Source organism: Aquabacterium sp. (assembly GCF_049317225.1).
Lineage (GTDB): Bacteria > Pseudomonadota > Gammaproteobacteria > Burkholderiales > Burkholderiaceae_C > Aquabacterium.
This window is the reverse complement of record NZ_JBMOIR010000017.1, coordinates 1-20845: the sequence shown is the minus strand read 5'-3', so window position 1 is coordinate 20845 and position 20845 is coordinate 1. Positions and strand designations below refer to the sequence as shown.

Sequence of the window (20845 nt, the reverse complement as noted above, 5' to 3'; positions counted from 1 at the left end):
TCTGAACCGCACCATCTCCTCACTACAGGAGACATGGCATGACAGATTTCCCCACCCCTTCGACCCACGTTCGTCACGTGGAAGTGGCCATTGCCGGCGCCGGCTTCGGTGGCTTGTGCATGGCCATCAAGCTGCAGGAAGCCGGCATCACCGACTACGTGATCTTGGAAAAGGGCAACGAAATGGGGGGAACCTGGCGCGACAACCACTACCCCGGTGCGGCGTGTGATGTGCAGTCGCACATGTATTCGTATTCGTTTGCCACCAGCGCCAAGTGGACCAAGCGCTATGCACCGTGGAACGAGATCCAGCAGTACATCCTGGATGTGACCAGGCAGTACAACGTCCGACCCAATGTGCGCTTCAACCAGGAGGTGGTGAGTGCCGTGTTCAACGATGGCACGGGCCGCTGGACCGTGAAGACGGCCGGTGGGGAAACCTACATCTGCCGCCATTGGATCTTGGCGTCGGGGCCCCTGCACGTGCCGGCCAAGCCCCACATCAAGGGACTGGATCAGTTCCAGGGCAAGGTCATGCACTCGGCTGAGTGGGATCACCACTACGAGTTGACCGGCAAGCGCGTGGCGTCCATTGGCACGGGGGGCTCGGCCATTCAGTACGTCCCCGAGATCGCGCCACAGGTCAAGCAACTGCATGTGTTCCAGCGCACAGCGGCGTGGGTCATTCCGCGTGACGAGCGTCGCTACTCGGCCTTCAGCAAGTGGTTGTTCGAGACGCTGCCGGTGACCCGCACCCTGCATCGCTGGCGCTGCTATTGGACCAATGAGTCTCGCGTGTGGCCCATCTTCAATCCGAAGCTGGCACGTGTCGGTGAGTTTTTCCTCAAGCAGTTCATTGCTTATCAGGTGAAGGATCCGGTCCTGCGCCAGAAGCTGACACCGGACTACACCTTGGGCTGCAAGCGCATCCTCATCTCCAACAAGTGGTTCCCGACATTCAACCGCGAGAACGTGGAGTTGGTGACCGATGACATCCGTGAGTTCACCCCCACGGGCATCGTCACGAAGGATGGCAAAGAACGCGCACTGGATTGCGTGATCCTGGGCACGGGCTTCGTGGTGGATCCGCGCATCTACATGAAGCAGTTTGAGTTGCGAGGTTTGAACGGCCACACCATCCAGGAAGACTGGAAGGTGAGCCCCACTGCCTACCTGGGCATCACGGCATCGAACTATCCCAATATGTTCCAGCTGGTGGGGCCACACACGGGTCTTGGCCACAACTCCATCATCTTCATGATCGAGGCGCAGGCCGACTACATCGTGAACTGCATCAAGCTGGTCAAAGCCAAGGATGCGGATTACATCGACGTCAAGCCAGAGGCCATGACCCGTTTCCTGGGCGAAGTCACCCAGGCGCTGAAGGGCACGGTGTGGTCATCGGGGTGTCGCAGCTGGTATCAGACCGCGGAGGGCATCAACTTCGCCATCTGGCCCAAGTCCACCTGGCGCTACTGGATGGAGACCCGCAAGGTGAAAGAGGCCGATTACCGCTTCGTCAAATGTGCAGGTCGCTTGGCTGGCGTGTCGCAGACCGGCGGCGTGGGCACCGCACCCATGGGTGCACAAGCCATGGCCCGCGTGGCCCAACGCTGAGATCCGCTTTGATGGCAGACTGATCGCCTGGTCGATCATCGCAGCCCCGCTCGTGATGAGTCGGGGCTGTTTTCATGGTGAGGTCGAAGGGATGATGCGCTGGTTCTCGCGTAGGGTGATGGGATGCATGGCTTGCGGTTTGGCGGTTGCGCAGGCTGCGCCGCTGGCGCAGGGGGCTCCGGTCTTGCAATGCGCGGTGCGTTATGCGAGCGAGGTCTGGCACATGCAGGCTCGTCCGACCCTGGAACCTTATGAGGTCCCCTTGAGCGGGTTGGCCGAGCGCTTCGCCTTCAAGGCCGTGGTCGCCGGTTCAGCAGCCCACATCGATCACGTCACGGTGACGGTGTACGACCTGGAGGTGGCGGGCGCACCGGTCATCCTGCAAACAGTCCGGCATCTGCCGCCTTTTGCCCTCGGGGCCGAGATCCCTTCGCTGACGGGCTGGAACCATGTTTACTCGGCTCGCAAGGGGCGTGAGCTGGTGTACGGCTGTGCGCTGCAGACTGAGGGGCAGTCATGAGGGGGCTTGCCATGTCGAACTGGATGCGTGGTGCGGTGTCGCTGGCGCTGTCGGTGGCCACGCTGGCCGGAGCGCAAGAATCGGGCACGGTGCCGTTGCTGCCGATGTGTCAGCGTGCGGCCGGACCCGATGTGCACATGGTCTTCGTGGGGGATCTCATGCTGGTGGACGGGCCGGGGCGCGTCTTGCAACAGGGGCGTGACCCGTTTGCTGCGGTCGCCGCGCAGATGAATCAGGCCGATGTGCGCGTGGGCAATCTGGAGAGTCTGATCGCCACCACCGGTCAGCCGGTCGGCAACAAGCTGCACACCTTCCGGGCACCACCTTCGGTGTTACCTGTGTTGCAGCGGCACGTGGATGTGGTGACCGTGGCCAACAACCACTCGGGGGATTTCGGGCGAGCAGCCTTCGGCGAGATGCTGGTTCGGCTGGAACGTGCCGGCCTGCCGTATGTGGGGGGCGGGCGCAACCTGCGTGCAGCACACGAGCCGCATGTCTTCTCGTGCAAGGGCGTGAAGATCGCTTTGCTGGGCTACAACGAATATTTTCCTCGCACCTTTGAGGCGGGGCCCGACTGGGCCGGCGTGGCCTGGAGCGAAGACGAGCAGGTGGTCGCCGACATCCGGCGCGCCCGCACCGTGCATGGCGCCGACATCGTCATCCCCTTCATGCACTGGGGGCAGGAGCACGAGCAGGAGGCCGATGTGCGCCAGCGTGCCCTGGCGCGTCTCATGGTGGACGCCGGTGCCGACATGGTGGTCGGCTCCCACCCCCATGTCGTGCAGGACACCGAGGTCTATCGCGGCAAGCCCATCGTGTACAGCCTGGGGAATTTCATCTTTGATGGTTATGTCGAGGTGGCCAACCGCACCGGCTGGTTGCTGAATGTGGTGCTGAATCGGGAGGGCGTGCAACACTGGGACATCGACGTGGTGCGCATGGACCGTGATGGCGTGCCGCACCCCGTTGGTCGCCGCTTGCATCAAGCTCTGCGCGCTCCGCAACCTTGAGAGGGATCACATTTCAGTCATGTGTCACGGGTGAAAGCCACACACCGCAGCATTTGTCATGCACAAGTGTTCTGTAATGCGCACAATAGAGAAAGATACGCTTCGTAACGAGCGTCGCAGTGGGTTAATCGTGAAACAAGACGGTATGCAGGAATCTACCCAAGGTGGTGTCGTGCTGCGTTCGCTGGACGAAGTCTGGCAGGCCGCGACCAGCGAACATCAACTGGGTGCCCAATGTCGGCTGGGTGAAGCCTTGGTCCGTCATGGACTGAGTGAGCCGTCCCAGGTCGAGCGCGCCTTGTCGCAGCAAACCAAAGGGCCACACAAGCCGCTGGGGCAGATCTTGCTCAACAACGGCGATTTGGTCGAGGCGGACTTGCAAATCGCGCTGGCCACCATGGCCGGCATGCCGGTGGTCGATTGCCTGGCCATTCAACCCCAGGATGATGCGTTGCGGCTCATCCCGATCAACACCGCGCAGCGCATGCGGGTGTTGCCACTGATGCGCAAGGGCAGCATCTTGCTGGTGGCCATGGCCGATCCGTGGCACCGAGGGGTGACGGACGAACTCAGTTTCCTGACCAACTTGCGCTTGGTCCCGGTGATGGCCTTGCCGGGCACCCTCGGGCAGGCCACCCTGAATGCCTATGATGGGCTGGATGGCCGTCTCAAACAGGCCGGCGGCTCGGACGTGCATGAGCTGGCGGCCGTGCTGGAAGGCGAAGTCCCCGTGGCACGCCCCAGCGACGGACCCAGCGAGGTCATCACCGAATCGAGCAGCACGCTGGTGCGCCTGGTCAACACGATGATCGAGGATGCCATCAAACGCAACGCGTCCGACATCCACATCGAGGCCATGTCACCGCATAGCAAGGTGCTCATCCGTTTCCGCATTGACGGAGCGCTGGTACCTTACCTGGAGTTGCCGTCCCCGTATCGGGCGGCGCTGGTGGCGCGGCTCAAGATCATGTCCGATCTCGACATTGCCGAGCGCCGCAAGCCGCAAGACGGCAAGATCGACTTCTCTCGCTTCGGTGACCATGCCGTCGAGCTGCGTATCGTGACCGTGCCGACCACGCACGGCATTGAAGATGTGGTGCTGCGCTTGCTGTCCGGTGCCAAGCCGCTGCCCATCGAACAAATCGGGCTCAACGAGCGCAACCTGCGCGCCATGAAAGAGATCATCGCCAAGCCTTATGGGCTGGTGTTGATCTGTGGTCCGACCGGGTGCGGCAAGACCACCACCTTGCACTCCGTGCTGCGCGAACTCAATCAGGGCGACCGCAAGATCTGGACGGCCGAAGACCCCATTGAAATCAGCCAACCCGGGCTGTGTCAGGTGCAGGTCAATGCCCGCATCGGGTGGACGTTTGCCGCGGCCATGCGCACCTTCCTGCGCGCCGACCCGGACGTCATCATGATTGGCGAAATGCGGGATCAGGAAACCGCCAACATTGCCATCGAGGCCTCGCTGACGGGGCACTTGGTGTTCTCGACCTTGCACACCAACTCGGCGGCAGAAAGCATTGCCCGCTTGCTGGAAATTGGTCTGGATCCATTCAACTTCTCGGATTCTCTGCTCGCGGTGCTGGCTCAGCGTCTGGTGCGCAAAGTCTGCCCCCATTGCGGGCAGATGGGCGTGGCCACGCAGTCCGAACTGGACTGCATGTTGCACGACTACCTGCTGAGCGCCCGGGACAACACCGCCAATGGCCGAGACATGGTGCTCGCCGAGTGGCGACGGCGCTATGGCGATGGTGACGGACGCATCCATCTGCACCACCGTGGTCCGGGTTGCGAGGCTTGCAACCATCATGGCTACAAGGGGCGCATGGGCATCCATGAGCTCTTGGTGGTCGACGATGTCATTCGACAGCAGATTCGCCACCGCGCTTCGGCTGCCGACATCCTGACCTCAAGCCTGCAGGGGGGCATGCGGACCTTGCGGCAAGACGGCATCGACAAGGTGCTTCAGGGTTTCACCGACCTCAATGAAGTGATGGCTGCCAGTAACGCCTGATTTCAGGTGTTTGGATGGCATTTTGCACGCTGATATCTGGTTTCGCCGGACAGGCTGCGCGCAGAATGCGGGCATGAAGCCATCCACACTGCCCCTCAGTCTGTCTGTCGCGATCGCGGCAGGTCTGTGGTCGTCCCTCGGGCGGGCGGTAGATTTGTCCAGCTTGCCCAGTTTACGGCTGAACGGCTTTGGGACCGTGGCGCTCAGCCATGTCGACGGGCCGCAAGCTTGGGGTCTGCGGCGTGATCTGGGCTACCGTGAAAATCACGGGGGCAACCAGTTGCGTACGGATTCCCGCATCGGTGTGCAGGCCAACTACGAAATCAACCCACAGTGGCAAGCCACCGCCCAGGTACTGGCGCGCGACCGTCTTCCCCAAGTCAAACCGTCAGACAGTGTCGAATGGGCCTTCCTGGCCTACCAGCCCAACGACGCCGTGACCATCCGTGCCGGACGCATGGCGTTGGACATGTTCCTGATGTCAGATCAGCGCAATGTGGGGTTTGCTTACCCGTGGGTCCGCCCCAACCTGGAGTTCTACGGTGGCCTGCCGCTGTACGGCTTTGATGGCATGGATGCCGCTTACGAATGGTCACGAGGCGATGCCCGCTGGCGTGTGAAAGCAGCGTATGGTGACACTCACACGTGGACACCCATTCAACCTGGCGCGCCCGCGGTCGAGGCGCATTTGCACAACGGCATCAGCGCTGTCCTGTCCCGAGAAGATGACGGGCTGACCTTGCGCGCGGCGGTGTCGGTGTCCAACATTGAGGTGAACTCCCCGGCTTCACTGACCCAAGTGGTGCAGGCCCTGCAAAGCGTGGAAAGCGCCGGCAACCCAGTCGTGGCGCAGCAGGCCAACGCCTTGCTGACCCCCATGGCCAAATTGTCCGGCCGGGTGCATTTTGCAGAGGTGGGCGTGGTGTATGACCGTGGCCCCTGGTTGATTCAGGCCGAAGCGGCCCGCATCTTCAGTGATTTGTATAGCCTGAACGCCAAGGCCGCGTACCTGGCCGTGGGGCGACGCATGGCCGACTACACGGTGTATGGCGTCGTGGGCTGGGTGCGCCCGGACAACAAGGCGGCTGAACGCCCTGACTGGTCGGCGCTCGGAGGGGCTGCAATGGCCTTGGGCGCCGAAGCGTCCAATGGGCTCAATTCCGGGCGCACCCGGGAGCGTTCCGTGTCCTTGGGGGTGAGGTGGGATTTCCATCCACAGACTGCGCTGAAGGTGCAGTGGGACTGGTATGACGTGGAGGACAACGGCGCGGCCCTGTGGTCGGGCAGTGATGTCCGTGGTGGCCATCCCCAGGTGGGAACCGTGGCCCTGGATTTCGTTTTCTGATGATGCACAAGCTGGTTCGCTTCCTGCAAATCGCTGCGATCCTGTGGGCCTGGGGCTCGCAGGGTTTGGCGCATGCCGATGTGCACGTGCTGGTGAACGCAACCAATCCATTGGGCAACATTTCTCAAAAAGAAGCCACAGACCTGTTCATGGGGCGCACGCGCGTCTATCCTGACGGCAGTGCGGTGGTGACCTTGGATTTGCCCCGTGACAGCGCGGTGCGTGTGGCCTTCTATGAAAGCCTCATCGGGTTGACACAGGCGCAAATCAACAGCTATTGGGCGCGGTTGATGTTCACCGGGCGGACCATGCCGCCGCAAACCATGAGCAGTGAGCAGGCGATGCTGGAGTATTTGCGTCGCCATCCCGGCGCCATTGGCTACCTGGGGCGAGACCCCGGCGACCGCCAACTGCGTACGATTTTGATCCTCAAGGAAGGACGCTGAGTGGCTGTGCCCATCAAACGTCTGCAGGTGCGCATCATGTTGGCCATGTTGGTCGGCGCCATGTTGTTTGCCGTCATGGCCGCCGTGCTGGGGTATCGCGCTGCTTACCAACGCACCTTTGACGAAGGCACCGAGCAGGTCAATGGCTTGCTGGACGCCGTGGACAAGACCTTGGCCATTGGCGCCTACACCGGTGACAAGGTCTTGCTGCAGGATGTCATCGATGGCATGGCTCGCAATGAATTGGTGGCACGTGTCGATGTGCTCGATGCCCGAGGTACGGTGCTGGTCCGGCAATACGGCCATCGCGGTCCGATGGAGGCTGTTGTCAACCATGCGGGGCAGATGACCGCTCGCAAACTGGCCGCACCCTTCGATAAGAGTGAATCCGTGGGCGAAGTGCAGGTGTATGCCGACGTGGACAGCCTGCACCAAGAGGCCCGCAAAGTGGCCAACAACCTGGCCTGGATGATGGGCATCCAGTCCACCGTCCTGGCTTTGTTGCTCTACGTGATGGTTTACAAGGCCGTGACCCGCCCCATCCAGCGACTGGCTGATCAGTTGCGCAGTTTGCCGCCGGGTACTTCGGCGCAGTTGCCTGTGCCGCGTGGGCACCGCGATGATGAAATCGGGACCCTGGTCGAAAGCGCCAACGTCTTGCTGGCGTCTAACCACAGCGCTTTGCGCAACGAGCGCACCTTGCGCGCCGAAATCGAAAAAATGGAGGCGCAATACCGTCAGATTTTTGATGCCAGCAGCGCCGGGATTTTCGTGCTGGACCATGACGGACGCCTGGTCAATTGCAACCCCACTGCCCTGAGGATACTCGGTGGTGACCCATCCGATGTGAACCGATTCAAAGCGGCAGACATCATTCACGATGTCTTTGCGCGTCCCGACCATGTCCTGAACCTCATCGATCAGTCCTTGCGATTGGGGGGGACCGTTTCCGATGACCTCGAGTTGCTGGGCCCAGGGGACGCGTCTCGCTGGGTGCATTGCCTGATCTCGGTCCAGCATGCCGAGGGATGGCCGCAACACCGTACCGCACAAGACGATTTTCACGTCGAGGGGGTGATGTATGACATCACCGACCGCAAGTCCGCCGAAGCCCAGGCTCGCCATTTGGCAGAGCACGATGCCTTGACCGGTGCGCGCAACCGACGTGCCACGGAGGACATGCTGGAACGCTTGCTCATCGAGGCCACCGCAGACAGCCAGCCCGTGAGCGTGCTCTTCCTGGATCTGGACGGTTTCAAACAGATCAATGACCAGCACGGACACCATGCGGGTGACCAGGTGTTGGTGCAATGTGCCCAGCGCATGCGGCTGGCCCTGCGGCGCTCCAGTGATGTGGTCGGTCGACTCGGTGGCGACGAGTTTGTCATCTTGCTCAAGGGCGTGGGGGCCTGCGACCCTTTGCTGATTCAGTTAACGCAACAGTTGATGGCGTCGGTGTGTGCGCCGATCGCACTGGATGGCGGGGTGACCGTTTCAGTGGGGGTCAGCGTGGGCATTGCCTGTTCACCCGAACACGGGCTGACCGGGCGACAGCTGCTGCTGGCCGCCGATGAGGCCATGTATGCCGTCAAGCACACAGGCAAAGATGCCTTTGCCATGGCCATCCGCTGACACGGCGCGCGACCCTGCTCAGACAGGGTGCGATACTGTCTTGCCATGCAATTCCCCCGAGTTTTTCTTCGTCAACACGGACGCTGGCTGTTGCTGGCCTCGCTCGTGGCACTGCTGTCAGGCACGGCATCGGCCGTGTTTCTGACCGCGCTGGACTGGGCCACACGCACCCGTGAGGCCCATCCCTGGCTGCTGGCAGGCCTGCCCTTGATGGGGATGGCCGTGGGCTGGGTGTACTGGTGTCTGGGGCGATCGGTCGAGCGGGGCAACAACCTGCTCATTGATGAGATCCACGACCCCCAGCAAGTGGTGCCGCTGCGCATGGCGCCTCTCATCTTGCTCAGCACGGTCTTGTCTCACTTGTTTGGTGCCTCGGTGGGCCGGGAGGGCACGGCTGTCCAGATGGGCGGTGCCCTGGCCGATCAGCTGACGCATCTGGCTCGATTGCGTGCCGATGACCGCAGCCTCTTGTTGATGACGGGCATCAGTGCGGGGTTTGCGTCGGTGTTTGGCACACCGCTGGCCGGCGCCGTCTTCGCGCTGGAAGTGCTGGCCATTGGTCGCCTGAAATACGACGCTCTGTGGCCGTGCCTGCTGTCTGCGGTGCTGGCCGATCAGGTCTGTCGGGCCTGGGGCATTCAGCACGAGCACTATCTGGTCGATTCGGTGCCTGCTTGGTCAGCCGGCTGCCTGCTGGCCGTCGCCTTGGTGGGCATTGGTGCCGGCTGGGTTGGGCGAGGCTTTGCCGCCAGCGCCCATGCTTTGTCGGCGTTCATGGCGCGCCAGTTCAGCTGGGCACCCTGGCGCCCCTTGGTGGGTGGCACCGTGCTGGCGCTGCTGACCTGGGGCTTGGATGCCCACCGGTATGCCGGCTTGAGCCTGGCGGGCTTGAGCGAAGCCTTTGTGCAGCCTTTGCCGGCTTGGGACTGGTTGGTCAAGGCCGCCTTCACGGTCGGCGCATTGGGCACCGGCTTCAAAGGCGGTGAAGTTACGCCGCTGTTCTACATCGGGGCCACGTTTGGCAATGCCCTGGCGCTCTGGCTGCACCAGCCCTTGGCCTGGATGGCCGCATTGGGCATGGTGGCCGTTTTTGCCGGGGCCGCCAACACCCCCTTGGCCTGCACCCTGCTGGCGGTGGAGCTGTTTGGCGCCGACGCGGCGGTCACGGCGGCGCTGGCCTGTGTGCTCAGTTACCTCGCATCTGGCCATGCCGGCATTTACAAGGCGCAACGCGTCGAGCGCCGCAAGCACCGCTTGTTGCCGTGACAACCGTCCCCATTTGTGGGGCCGTGTGATTCGGCACTGTGGACTACACCATGCATTCAGACTTTCCTCGCCAATTTCAAGCCGCCATCATCGACCTTGACGGAACCATGGTGGACACCTTGGGCGATTTCGTCGTGGTCTTGCACCACACGCTGGCCGACCTCGGCTGTCACCCGGTGGAGATCGCGCGGGTGGACCGCGCCTTCGTCGAGCTGACCGTGGGCAAGGGCACCGAGGACCTGCTGCGCCGCACCGTCGCGCATGCCTGGGGTCTGCCAGACGACGACCGCGAGGTGCACGACACCGTGCCCGAAGCCTGGCATCACTACCAGGGTCATTACGTCCGCCTCAATGGCCAGCATGCCGAGGTCTACCCGGGCGTCAGAGAGGGCTTGGCGCAATTGCAGAAACTGGGTGTCCCGCTGGCCTGCCTGACCAACAAGCCGACAGCCTTTGCAGAGCAACTCCTGTCGGGCAAAGGGCTGCGTGACCACTTCCGTCATGTGTTTGGCGGCGATGCGTTCGAGCGCAAAAAGCCCGATCCGCTGCCTTTGCTCAAAACGTGTGAAGCCCTGGGGATCTCACCGGCGCACACGGTGATGGTGGGAGACTCCAGCAACGATGCCCAAGCCGCCACGGCTGCCGGTTGCGGCATCCTGCTGGTGCGATATGGCTACAACCATGGCCATCCGATTGACGATGTGCCCGCATTGACCCACGTGGATCGCCTGGACCAGGCCCCTTGGGGGGCGCTGTTCACTCCAGGGCGCTGAGCACGGGCTGCGCCTTGCTGTCGAGCAAGGCGTTTTTCAGGTCCATGGTGCTGGGCTTGTCCCCCAGCCACACCCGCAGCACGGCCGGGAAAAAGGCCGGGTCCTTGATCGGGGTGCCCATGGCCTGACCATTGACGGCGATCACTGTGCCGCGTTGGGGGGCATCGTCCAGCGTCACCACATCGTGGGGCGCCAGGCGAGGCATCCGGCCAAACTGCTCACCCATGGCACGAATGGCCGGAATCAGGCGGAAGAACTGCTCGCGTGAACTGTTGGCTTCAATGCCATTGGTGATCACTTTGCCCAGCTCATCGACCCGCATGCCCTGCAACATCACGAAACGCAGTTGCTTGGGGCCTGCCATGCCCAGCACGGTGCTCGCCTGTTGGCTTTTGTTGGGCACATACAGTCCCACGGTGTAGAGCTTGGCCAGCGCCCGAAAGGCCACGCCGGTGCCGTTGAGGTGCAGGGGGCGACCGTCGACGGTGATCGTCGGCTCGTAAGTGACGCCGAACATCTCGGCCGATTGAGACCAGGCCTGTCCCGTGCTCGCCAGCATGAGCACAGCCAGCCCAAGGCCGTGCCAGGTGGCACGCGTCCATCTTGTTCCAGTGCGCTGCATTCCAGTCATTCGTCAATCGTTCAACGATAAAAGTGTGCGATTGTTGCGTCACTTAGGGTGGGCGCCAAACGGGTTTGCCCTGTCTGGGTCGGTTTGCACGTCATTTCTCCCCTCACATTGGTGCCTGCTACACTGATTTCATGTTCATCTCTCGCAAACAAACCAAAGGTCCGCACGACCGGGGAGCCTGGCCCTGGCGTCGCTGCGTCACGACCTGCTGAGTGGATGCCGCCCATATCGGGGCCGGTCATCACTGTTTGTTTGCCTGTTTCCCCTTGTTCGCCATGCGGGAAACCTTAGATCGAGATCACATCCATGCTGACTGAAAACGAATTCAACGCCTTGGCCGCCGAAGGCCATAACCGCATCCCCTTGGTCGCCCAGGCCTTGGCTGACCTCGACACCCCGTTGTCGCTCTACCTCAAGCTCACGCAAGGCAATCCGCTGAGCTTCCTGCTGGAGTCCGTGGTGGGGGGGGAGCGCTTTGGTCGCTACTCCTTTGTGGGCCTGCCCGCGCGCACCCTGGTGCGCGCCACGGGGCATCACGTCGAAGTGGTGACCGATGGCCAGGTGGTGGAAACCTTTGCCGGTAACCCTCTGGACTTCATTGCGGCCTACCAGCAGCGGTTCAAGGTGGCGGTGCCCCAGGGGCTGCCACGCTTCTGTGGCGGTTTGGCGGGCTACTTCGGGTATGACACGGTGCGGCTGATCGAGCCCCGCCTGGCGCAGCGCCCAGACACGCCTGGCATCGGCACGCCCGACATCCTGCTGTTGCAGTGTGAAGAACTGGCGGTCATCGACAACTTGGCTGACCGCCTCTTCCTGATCGTCTACGCCGACCCCTCTCAGCCGGGTGCATACGCCAAGGCGCAAGCGCGTCTGACCGAGCTGCAAGCACGCCTGCACACTGTGGTGCCCGTCCCGCCGGTGACGCCGACCGACTCCTTCCCCGTTGAGCGCCATTTCGCCAAAGACGACTACGAAGCGGCCGTGCGCAAGTGCAAGGAATACATCGCGGCCGGTGACTGCATGCAGGTCGTCATCGGCCAGCGTTTGCAAAAGCGCTTCACCGCGTCGCCGCTCACGCTGTACCGCGCCCTGCGTTCGCTGAACCCCAGCCCCTACATGTACTACTACGACATGGGCGATCACCATGTCGTGGGCTCCAGCCCTGAAATCCTGGTGCGTCAGGAGCACAACAAGGACGGCAGCCAGACGGTCACCATCCGCCCGATCGCGGGCACCCGTCCGCGCGGCGCCACGCCCGACCTGGACCTTGCCAACGAAAAAGAGCTGCTGGCCGACCCCAAGGAGCGCGCCGAGCACGTCATGCTCATTGACCTGGCCCGCAACGACATCGGTCGCATTGCCAAAACCGGCACGGTCAAGGTCACCGAGGCCTTTGGCATTGAACGCTACTCGCACGTCATGCACATTGTCAGCAACGTCGAGGGCATCCTCAAGTCCGGCATGACCGGACTGGACGTGCTGCGCGCCAGTTTCCCGGCGGGCACGCTGAGTGGTGCGCCCAAGATCCGTGCGATGGAAATCATCGACGAACTGGAGCCCGTGCAACGCGGGGTCTACGGCGGCGCGGTGGGCTACCTCAGCTTTGCCGGCGACATGGACGTGGCCATTGCCATCCGCACCGGCGTGGTCAAGAACCAGACGTTGTACGTGGCTGCGGGTGCAGGTGTCGTGGCCGACTCGGTACCCGAACTGGAATGGAAAGAAACCGAGGCCAAGGCCCGTGCGGTGATCCGCGCCGCCGAGATGGTCGAGCAAGGTTTGTGAGTCAGATTGCCGCAATTCGCGGCTGACAACGGGGGGTGAGGGAATCTCCCCCCCGGAACATGACAGTAGATTGCGATAACTTACAGGGCTTGTCCCATTCGCTGAGTCAAGCGCTTCCCACCGTGCAGTACACCTTCGCAATCTACATGGCTGTGACCCTGATCACGGGCGCAGCTTTGCTGATGGTGTGGCGCCAGGACCGCTCGCAGTCGTTCACCGCCCAGTTGGGACTGTCACATCTCATCTGGACGGGCTATCCGGTTGCGTATTTGGCGACACACAGCCTGAACCCGTGGGTGCATGGGCTGGGTGTGTTCGGACTGTCGATCGTCCCGTCCCTGTGTTTGACCTTGATGGTGGCCGGGATCGGCTCGCTGTCTCGGCGACAGGTGGCTCGCCCCATTTTGGTCGCCATGACGGTGGTCCTGACGGTCACGCACGTCGTGGTGATCTCCCATGACATGGGGCTGATGCAGGGCGTTTCGGCCTCCATCAACATCGCCATCAGCCTGATGCTGGCCAACTGGTTGTGGCGCATGGGCGTGGGGGAACGCATCACGGCCGGTCTGCTGATTCTGGCCGGGTTGAACCAGTTCAACTTTGTGCTGCAGCCGACCGACCAGGGGGCGATGCTGCAAACGGTGTTTGCCACCGTGTTGCGACTCATGTTGGCGCTGGCGCTGATGTACGCTGCCATCAATCGCACGGCCGAAGGGGTGCGTCGCATGCGTGACCGCTTCTTCTTGTTGACCGAGCGCGCGCACCAGGGGGTGGCGGTCATCATCGATCAGCAATGCGTGTACAGCAACCCTGCCTTCATGAGTGCGTACCGCGTTGACAAGGTGGTGGATGCACCTGCGCCGCTGTCTGAAGCCTGGTTGGACCGCACCTCGACGTACGCTGAGCGTGTGTACGTCCGAAAGTTGCTGACGCAGTTGCGCAATGGGTCTCTGGCGCAGGCAGAGTGGGAGGGCGAGCGTCGCGCACTCGACGGTCAGCCGCTTTATCTCCGCTTCAAGGCCTGGCCTGTCGAATGGGATGGTCAACCCGCCATCCAAATCGTCATGTCTGACGAAACCGCGCAGCACGAGTCCGCGCGCGCCCTGCTCTGGCAAGCCACCCACGATGAGCTGACCGGGCTGCCCAATCGCAGCGCACTGCTGCAACGTCTGCGAGAGGGCATTGCTGACTCGCGCACCACCAGCCTCGCCCTCGTGTTGCTGGACGTTGACCGCTTCAAGTTCTTCAACGATGCCCATGGCCACACGGTGGGCGACGAAGTCTTGCAGTCACTCGCCACCCGTTTGCAGCGTGGACTGGAGGACACCGTCGAGGTGATGCGCCTAGGTGAAGACGAATTTGCGCTGCTTCTGCGCGGTCCGGACGCTGAAAACGATGCCCGTCGCCTGACCGAATCGGTCAAGCAGTTGTTGGCCGAGCCACTGCGCCTGACTGCACACGAGTTCTTCCTCGACGTCTCCATGGGGGTGGCGGTCTATCCCCAGGCGGCATCGTCGCCTGAGCCCCTGCTGCAGGCCGCCAATGCGGCCATGCACGCGGCCAAACGCCTGCCGGGCACCTCGGTCAGTTGGGCATCCGAGCAGCAGACACAACATCTGGCGTCGTCGTTCCGTGCCGAGCAGGCCCTGCGCGCCGGCTTGCACCACGAAGAGTTCACGCTGATGTACCAGCCCAAGGTCGCGGCCAACACCGGTGCCTTGCTGGGCTTTGAAGCCCTGGTTCGTTGGGACCGGCCCGGCATCGGGCGCATCAGCCCCATGGACTTCATCCCTGCCGCCGAGCGCAATGGCTTGATCGTTCCACTGGGCGAGCTCATCATCACCCAGGCCTGCCGACAAATTGCCAACTGGCGTGTGCAGGGCTTCAACGCCGTGCCGGTCGCCGTCAACGTGTCACCGCTGCAATTGCTGGATGTGCAATTCCCTGTCATGGTCATGAAGACCCTCAAGGAATTCGACATTCCACCTCAGTGCCTGAGCCTGGAGATCACCGAAACGGCCGCAGTTGCCCACATGGACCAGGCCTGTGAACAAATCACCCAACTGCGCCAGTACGGGATTGACGTGGCCCTGGATGACTTCGGCACCGGGTTCTCTTCGCTCAACATGCTCCGCAGCTTGCCGCTGCGCACCGTCAAGATTGACCGCAGCCTCATCGACCCCATGCCTCATGTGGATGCCATCGCGGTGGTCAAGGCCATTTGCGATCTGGCCGCCGTGCTGCAACTCAAGGTGGTGGCAGAAGGCGTGGAGACCGAAGATCACGCTCGCGCCGCCCTTCAGGCCGGATGCGATGCCCTTCAGGGCTACCTCTTCGCCAAGCCCCTTGAAGTGGATGAAGCCACACGCTGGCTGGGTGAGCGCTACTGACACGGCGATGGCCGGTGTGTCCATGTAGAATGACTCGCATGCAGCAACCCTCGGACCTCTTTCGACTGAACGCACGTTGGTGGCGGTGACGCCAGCCACAACTGCCTGACCCTGCGCCTGCGGCTCCCCACCGCACCTTGCGCCTCACACAGGGTCCTCCGAGGGGGACAAACAGAGGGATGGTGCAAGCCCATTCCATGAATCACATCCCGATACAGGATAGTGCCCATGCTGCTCATGATCGACAACTACGACAGTTTCACCTTCAACCTGGTGCAGTACTTCTGCGAACTGGGTGAAGAGGTCAAGGTCGTTCGCAATGACGAAGTCACCCTCGACGAGATCGCCGCGTTCAAGGCCGATCGACTCGTACTCTCACCCGGCCCCTGTTCGCCGGACGAGGCGGGTGTCTGTGTTTCGGCCCTGCGCCGCTTCGCTGGTCAGTTGCCCATCCTGGGTGTCTGCCTGGGGCACCAGAGCATTGGTGCTGCCATGGGAGGCAAGGTCGTGCGTGCCAAAGAGCAAATGCACGGCAAGACCAGCGTGATCACCACCGACCAGAAGGGTGTGTACGCGGGCCTGCCCAAGCAGTTCACCGTGATCCGTTACCACTCGCTGGCCATTGAGCGGGCCACTTTGCCGGAGTGCCTGGCAGTCACCTCGTGGACTGACGACGGCGAGATCATGGGCGTGCGTCACACCGGCCCTCAGACGGATCCGAACTTTGCCCCGCTCGAAGGCGTGCAATTTCACCCTGAGTCCATTCTGAGCGAACACGGCCATGCCATGCTGGCCAACTTCCTGAAGATGTAAAGGATCGTCCGATGAGCCAGATCACAGATCAGCAGGCCCTGCAGCGCGTCATCGAGCACCGCGAAATCTTCCACGACGAAATGTTGGGCCTGATGCGCCGCATCATGCGTGGCGAGATGTCGCCTGTCGTCATGGCCGCGCTCATCACCGGCTTGCGTGTCAAAAAGGAAACTGTCGGAGAGATCTCTGCCGCGGCCCAGGTGATGCGCGAATTCGCCACCCCGGTGGTGGTGGCAGACCGGGCGCATCTGGTCGACTTGTGTGGCACCGGTGGCGATGGCGCACACACGTTCAATATCTCCACCACCGCCATGTTTGTGGCGGCGGCCGCAGGCGCTCGCATTGCCAAACACGGGGGCCGCAGCGTGTCGTCGTCAACCGGCAGCGCCGATGCCCTCGAAGCCCTGGGCGCCAACATCAATCTGACCGGCGATCAAGTGGCGCGTTGCCTGGGTGAGTCAGGAGTGGGCTTCATGTTCGCTCCCAACTTCCACGGGGCCATGAAGCACGCTGCGCCCATCCGCAAGGAGTTGGGCGTGCGCACGCTGTTCAACATCCTTGGCCCGCTGACCAACCCGGCTGGCGCACCCAATCAACTGATGGGCGTCTTCCATGCCGACCTCGTGGGCATCATGGCGCGTGTGCTCCAGCGCCTGGGCTCGGAGCATGTTTTGGTGGTGCATGGCCGCGATGGCTTGGACGAAATCACCCTGAGCGGTGAAACCTTGGTGGCCGAACTCAAAGACGGGGCGGTGCGCGAATACGTCATTCATCCGTCTCAATTCGGCATGGCGGAACACGATGGCACGGCACTCAAGGCCGGCAATCGTGAGGACTCCATGGCCATCATGCGCGCGGTGCTGCAAAACCAAGAGGGCCCGGCACGTGACATCGTCCTGCTCAACGCCGGTGCGGCCATCTATGCCGCCAATGTGGCGGACAGCCTGGCCGATGGCGTGGCGCGCGCACGCGAGGCCCTGTCGAGCGGACGTGCGGCACAGGCGCTTGCGCGCTTCGTGCAAACCACACAGTCGTTCCCCACGATCACGCTGGGCTGAGCCCGCGACCGAACACACCATGTCTGACATTCTTCAAAAAATCGTCGCCGTCAAACACCAGGAAGTGGCCGCTGCGCTCACCTCGGTTTCTTTGGCTGACATTCGCGCTCAGGCTGAAGCGCGCAACCGCGACCTGGCCGACGTGCGTGACTTTGTCGGCGCGGTGCGCAGCAAGATCGCTGCGGGCCAGGCAGCAGTCATTGCCGAAGTCAAGAAGGCCAGCCCCAGCAAGGGCGTGTTGCGCGAGGATTTCCGCCCTGCAGAGATCGCTGCCACGTATGCCGCACACGGCGCTGCATGCCTGAGTGTTCTGACCGATAGCCAGTTCTTCCAGGGCGAACCCTTGTTTCTGCAACAGGCGCGCGCCGCATGCGACTTGCCCGTCCTGCGCAAGGACTTCATGGTGGACGCCTACCAGGTCTACGAAGCGCGCGCGATGGGGGCTGACTGCATCTTGCTGATCGCTGCCTGCCTGGACGATACACAGATGCGCGATCTGGAAGCCCTGGCGCACGAATTGGGCATGGCCGTGCTGGTCGAGGTCCATGACGGCGCGGAACTGGACCGTGCACTGGCCTTGAAGACGCCCCTGGTGGGCATCAACAACCGCAACCTGCGCTCCTTCGAGGTCACCCTCGACACGACGATTGGGCTCCTGCCCAAGGTGCCATCTGACCGCATTTTGGTCACCGAGTCCGGCATCTTGGGGGCGGCCGATGTGGCCCGCATGCGTGCGGCCAACGTGCATGCCTTCCTCGTTGGGGAAGCCTTCATGCGTCAGCCCGACCCTGGCGTAGCGCTGGCCACACTGTTTGCCTGATCGGAGACAGCAGGTGGGACGCGGCACCAGCCAAGCGGGACTCTTTGACGCAGAGGCGGCCCGCAACCAGGGCTTGTCTGAGACCCTGCATGCCCTGTTTGACGGCGTGCCCGCTGCCTGGCGGCCACAGACAGATGCGTTTCGCGCCAGTCCCGAGGGCCTTGCGTTGATTCAGCGTGTCGACCAGCGTGTGCGCGAAGGGGGCGTGGTGTACCCCGCTGACGTCTTTGCCGCCTTGCGCGCCACGCACCGTGCCGATGTGCGCGTCGTGATCCTGGGTCAAGACCCTTATCATGGCCCCGGCCAGGCGCACGGCTTGGCGTTTTCGGTGCAGCCTGGCGTGCCCATTCCGCCCAGCCTGCGCAACATCCGCAAAGAATTGCAGCGCGATTTGGGCCTGCCTTCACCCGATCACGGTTGCTTGCAGCAATGGGCGAATCGAGGGGTCCTGCTTCTCAACACGGTGTTGACGGTAGAGGCCGCGCAGGCGGCGAGCCATGCGGGCTGGGGCTGGGAGCACCTGACCGATCGCCTGATCGCATCCGTCGCCGAGCGTGACACCCCGGTCGTCTTCATGCTCTGGGGGGCGCATGCGCAAAAAAAGCGCGCGTTGATCGAGGCTGCGCGTGCGCGCAGCGGCGCAACGTCGTCGACTCTCGTGAGTCTGGAGAGCAATCATCCTTCGCCGCTCTCAGCAACGCGCGGGCCGGTCCCCTTCATCGGATGCGGGCACTTTGGGCTGGCGCAGGACTTCTGGCGCAAGCATGGCCACGATCTGGACTGGTCCTTGACCTAGTCGGGTAAGCGCAGCGGGCCACGCCCCGCTCGCGCGCATCGTGGAAAATCAGGCATCTGACCCTTGGTTTTCTGAAAGGTTTTTTGCATGCGTTTGGCGCTGTTGTCGCCCTTGCCCCCCGACTCCTCTGCGCTGGCTGCTTACGCCGCGCAGTACAAGCGTGCGCTCAACCAGGTGGAAATCGATGTGTTGACCCCGTTGACGGGTCAGCGCCCCATTACCAGTCTGGCTGCCGCCCGTGCTTGGGTGGCCGAGCGTGACTGGCGTCGCATTGACGTGGTGCATGCCGAACTGATGCCCGGCAGTCAAAGTGAGTTTTGGGTGCTGGCAGCACTGTCTCGACTGCCCGATCGCCCCGCCCTCTCGGCGTCCCTTCACGAGCCCGACAAGCTGGCATGGCGGCCGTTGCATCAGCCGTGGCTGGCTCTTTCTCAGTCGTCGTGGTTGCCTGCACCGCTGCGGTCGTTCGCGTGCTGGCTCGCGTCCCCCTTGACCCTGTTGGCCGAGCGCCGTCTGGCCCGCCGCATGGAGGGCTTTGTGGTGCACACGAAGTACGCAGCCGAGCGTTTGATCAAGCGCCTCAAGGTGCCGCCCGAGCGAGTCTGCGTCATCTGCCCGGGCTTGTCTGCTGCGGGCTTCCGCCCTGCGCCATCGGACAACGTGATCAAAGTGCTGTGCGTGGCTGGTGTCGGTCAGCGTGCCAAGGCGCTGGAGTTGGTGCTGCAGGCGTGGCAGCGTGCCAGGGACACCGGCCCCCTCGTGGCGGATCGTCTCCGCTTGACGTTGGTCGGGATGACCCCCTCAGGGCTGATGCAGCCCGGCCTGGATGATCCCTTGCTCGCCATTCGCCACGCCGCCGCCAAACGTGGCCTGGAGGAGCAGATCCAGTGGGTGGTGGACCCCGATCCTCGCGACGTGACGCCTCTGATGGCCGAGCACCAAGTGATGGTGTTGCCTGGCGTGTCCGTGGGGACGCACGCGCAAGTCACGCATGCAGAGGCCCTGGTGCGGCATCAGGATGCCGTGCAGTTGGCGTTGGCCAACTCTCGCCCCATGATCGTTCTCGATCAAGCAGGGCTGGCTGAATCCGTTGAGGCTGGAAACGGCGTGAGCTATCAGGACAACGACCCTGATGCCCTGGCTCAAGTGCTGACGCGTTTGGCGGGGGAGGACAGTCCGCTCGATCATTGGTTTGCGCAGGCGCAAGCCGTCCTCCAAGATCACCATTGGTCTCGTCAGGCCTTGAAGCATCTTGCTTATTTCCAGCAGGTGCGTGGGCGGGCTCCTGCTGCGCCCTGAGGGGTATGACCGTTTTGTGTGGTGATTGCGACACGTTGCTGAAAAGCGTCATCGACAAAAATGACACAGTGCTTGCCAAGATCGAAAAAACGATGTTAAAGTCTTGGTCTTCCCTGGAGGGGTGCCCGAGTGGCTAAAGGGGGCAGACTGTAAATCTGTTGGCTTACGCCTACGCTGGTTCGAATCCAGCCTCCTCCACCAGGGAAACCTAATTCTGGAATCGCTCCCGAGCGGGAGTAGTTCAATGGTAGAACCTTAGCCTTCCAAGCTAATGACGCGGGTTCGATTCCCGTCTCCCGCTCCAAGGTCACGGTTCTGTCAATTTAGGCGTGGTAAAGTAGCGGTCTTCGCGGATGCGGAGGTCGCAGTGTCAGTCGGCACAGGTTTGAGTTTGTTCAAGCCTAAACCTGTGTCGATGCCCATGTGGCTCAGTGGTAGAGCACTCCCTTGGTAAGGGAGAGGTCGGCAGTTCGATCCTGCCCATGGGCACCACACCTCCTCATCCCTTTCCTTCAGCCCAGTCCCGATTCGCTAGGAGCGAGAAAAATGGCAAAAGAGAAGTTCGAGCGGACCAAGCCGCACGTGAACGTCGGCACCATCGGTCACGTTGACCACGGCAAGACCA

General features: G+C 62.5%; 17 protein-coding genes and 3 tRNA genes. 19 read left to right on the top strand and 1 reads right to left on the bottom strand.

All coding sequences use genetic code 11. From position 1 onward, the window contains the following. Nucleotides 1-38: 38 nt before the first annotated feature. From ACOYNB_RS11045 to ACOYNB_RS11005, 9 genes are all read left to right on the top strand, one after another. Nucleotides 39-1616 carry a flavin-containing monooxygenase gene (locus ACOYNB_RS11045; RefSeq protein WP_422839122.1) on the top strand — a complete coding sequence of 526 codons (1578 nt, stop codon included), beginning with the start codon at nt 39-41 and terminating at the stop codon, nt 1614-1616. 127 nt (nt 1617-1743) lie between these two features. Then, complete coding sequence (locus tag ACOYNB_RS11040) at nt 1744-2136, top strand: hypothetical protein (protein ID WP_422839121.1); 393 nt, start codon at nt 1744-1746, stop codon at nt 2134-2136. A gap of 11 nt (nt 2137-2147) precedes the next feature. Beyond that, nucleotides 2148-3146, top strand: a complete 999-nt coding sequence (locus ACOYNB_RS11035) for a CapA family protein (RefSeq protein ID WP_422839120.1) — start codon at nt 2148-2150, stop codon at nt 3144-3146. Nucleotides 3147-3276: 130 nt separating this feature from the next. Next, entirely contained in the window at nt 3277-5166 is a 1890-nt protein-coding gene (locus ACOYNB_RS11030) for a GspE/PulE family protein (protein ID WP_422839119.1), read from the top strand. Nucleotides 5167-5239: 73 nt separating this feature from the next. Continuing rightward, the gene (locus tag ACOYNB_RS11025; RefSeq protein WP_422839118.1) at nt 5240-6511 is read left to right on the top strand and encodes a hypothetical protein; all 1272 of its coding nucleotides are present in this window, start codon (nt 5240-5242) and stop codon (nt 6509-6511) included. Further along, a complete protein-coding gene (locus ACOYNB_RS11020; RefSeq protein WP_422839117.1) occupies nt 6511-6957 on the top strand; it encodes a hypothetical protein in 447 nt (148 codons plus the stop codon). The genes ACOYNB_RS11025 and ACOYNB_RS11020 overlap by 1 nt, the downstream gene beginning before the upstream one ends. Then, nucleotides 6958-8589: a diguanylate cyclase gene (locus tag ACOYNB_RS11015; protein ID WP_422839116.1), complete on the top strand. Its 1632-nt coding sequence runs from the start codon at nt 6958-6960 to the stop codon at nt 8587-8589. A gap of 45 nt (nt 8590-8634) precedes the next feature. Further along, nucleotides 8635-9855 carry a voltage-gated chloride channel family protein gene (locus tag ACOYNB_RS11010; protein ID WP_422839115.1) on the top strand — a complete coding sequence of 407 codons (1221 nt, stop codon included), beginning with the start codon at nt 8635-8637 and terminating at the stop codon, nt 9853-9855. Between the two features lie 50 nt (nt 9856-9905). Continuing rightward, nucleotides 9906-10628, top strand: coding sequence for an HAD-IA family hydrolase (locus ACOYNB_RS11005; protein WP_422839114.1), 723 nt, complete (start codon nt 9906-9908; stop codon nt 10626-10628). Here ACOYNB_RS11005 and ACOYNB_RS11000 read toward each other — a convergent pair. Then, nucleotides 10612-11250, bottom strand: coding sequence for a chalcone isomerase family protein (locus ACOYNB_RS11000; protein ID WP_422839113.1), 639 nt, complete (start codon nt 11248-11250; stop codon nt 10612-10614). The genes ACOYNB_RS11005 and ACOYNB_RS11000 overlap by 17 nt on opposite strands. Nucleotides 11251-11565: 315 nt before the next feature. Between ACOYNB_RS11000 and trpE the strand changes: the two genes are divergently transcribed. From trpE to ACOYNB_RS10950, 10 genes are all read left to right on the top strand, one after another. After that, the gene (gene trpE / locus ACOYNB_RS10995; RefSeq protein WP_422839112.1) at nt 11566-13044 is read left to right on the top strand and encodes an anthranilate synthase component I; all 1479 of its coding nucleotides are present in this window, start codon (nt 11566-11568) and stop codon (nt 13042-13044) included. Between the two features lie 146 nt (nt 13045-13190). Further along, nucleotides 13191-15434 (top strand): putative bifunctional diguanylate cyclase/phosphodiesterase, encoded by a 2244-nt coding sequence (locus ACOYNB_RS10990; protein WP_422839111.1) that lies wholly within the window; start codon nt 13191-13193, stop codon nt 15432-15434. Nucleotides 15435-15662: 228 nt separating this feature from the next. Next, nucleotides 15663-16247, top strand: a complete 585-nt coding sequence (locus ACOYNB_RS10985; RefSeq protein WP_422839110.1) for an aminodeoxychorismate/anthranilate synthase component II — start codon at nt 15663-15665, stop codon at nt 16245-16247. 11 nt (nt 16248-16258) lie between these two features. Next, nucleotides 16259-17305: an anthranilate phosphoribosyltransferase gene (gene trpD, locus ACOYNB_RS10980; protein WP_422839109.1), complete on the top strand. Its 1047-nt coding sequence runs from the start codon at nt 16259-16261 to the stop codon at nt 17303-17305. A 19-nt stretch (nt 17306-17324) separates the two neighbouring features. After that, nucleotides 17325-18125 carry an indole-3-glycerol phosphate synthase TrpC gene (gene trpC / locus ACOYNB_RS10975; protein ID WP_422839108.1) on the top strand — a complete coding sequence of 267 codons (801 nt, stop codon included), beginning with the start codon at nt 17325-17327 and terminating at the stop codon, nt 18123-18125. Nucleotides 18126-18138: 13 nt separating this feature from the next. After that, nucleotides 18139-18921, top strand: coding sequence for a uracil-DNA glycosylase (locus ACOYNB_RS10970; protein ID WP_422839107.1), 783 nt, complete (start codon nt 18139-18141; stop codon nt 18919-18921). Between the two features lie 87 nt (nt 18922-19008). Further along, a complete protein-coding gene (locus tag ACOYNB_RS10965; RefSeq protein ID WP_422839106.1) occupies nt 19009-20220 on the top strand; it encodes a glycosyltransferase family 4 protein in 1212 nt (403 codons plus the stop codon). 115 nt (nt 20221-20335) lie between these two features. After that, nucleotides 20336-20421, top strand: a tRNA-Tyr gene (locus ACOYNB_RS10960). Nucleotides 20422-20450: 29 nt separating this feature from the next. After that, nucleotides 20451-20524 (top strand) — tRNA-Gly (locus tag ACOYNB_RS10955). A 113-nt stretch (nt 20525-20637) separates the two neighbouring features. Then, nucleotides 20638-20712, top strand: a tRNA-Thr gene (locus ACOYNB_RS10950). The last annotated feature ends 133 nt before the right edge of the window (nt 20713-20845 follow it).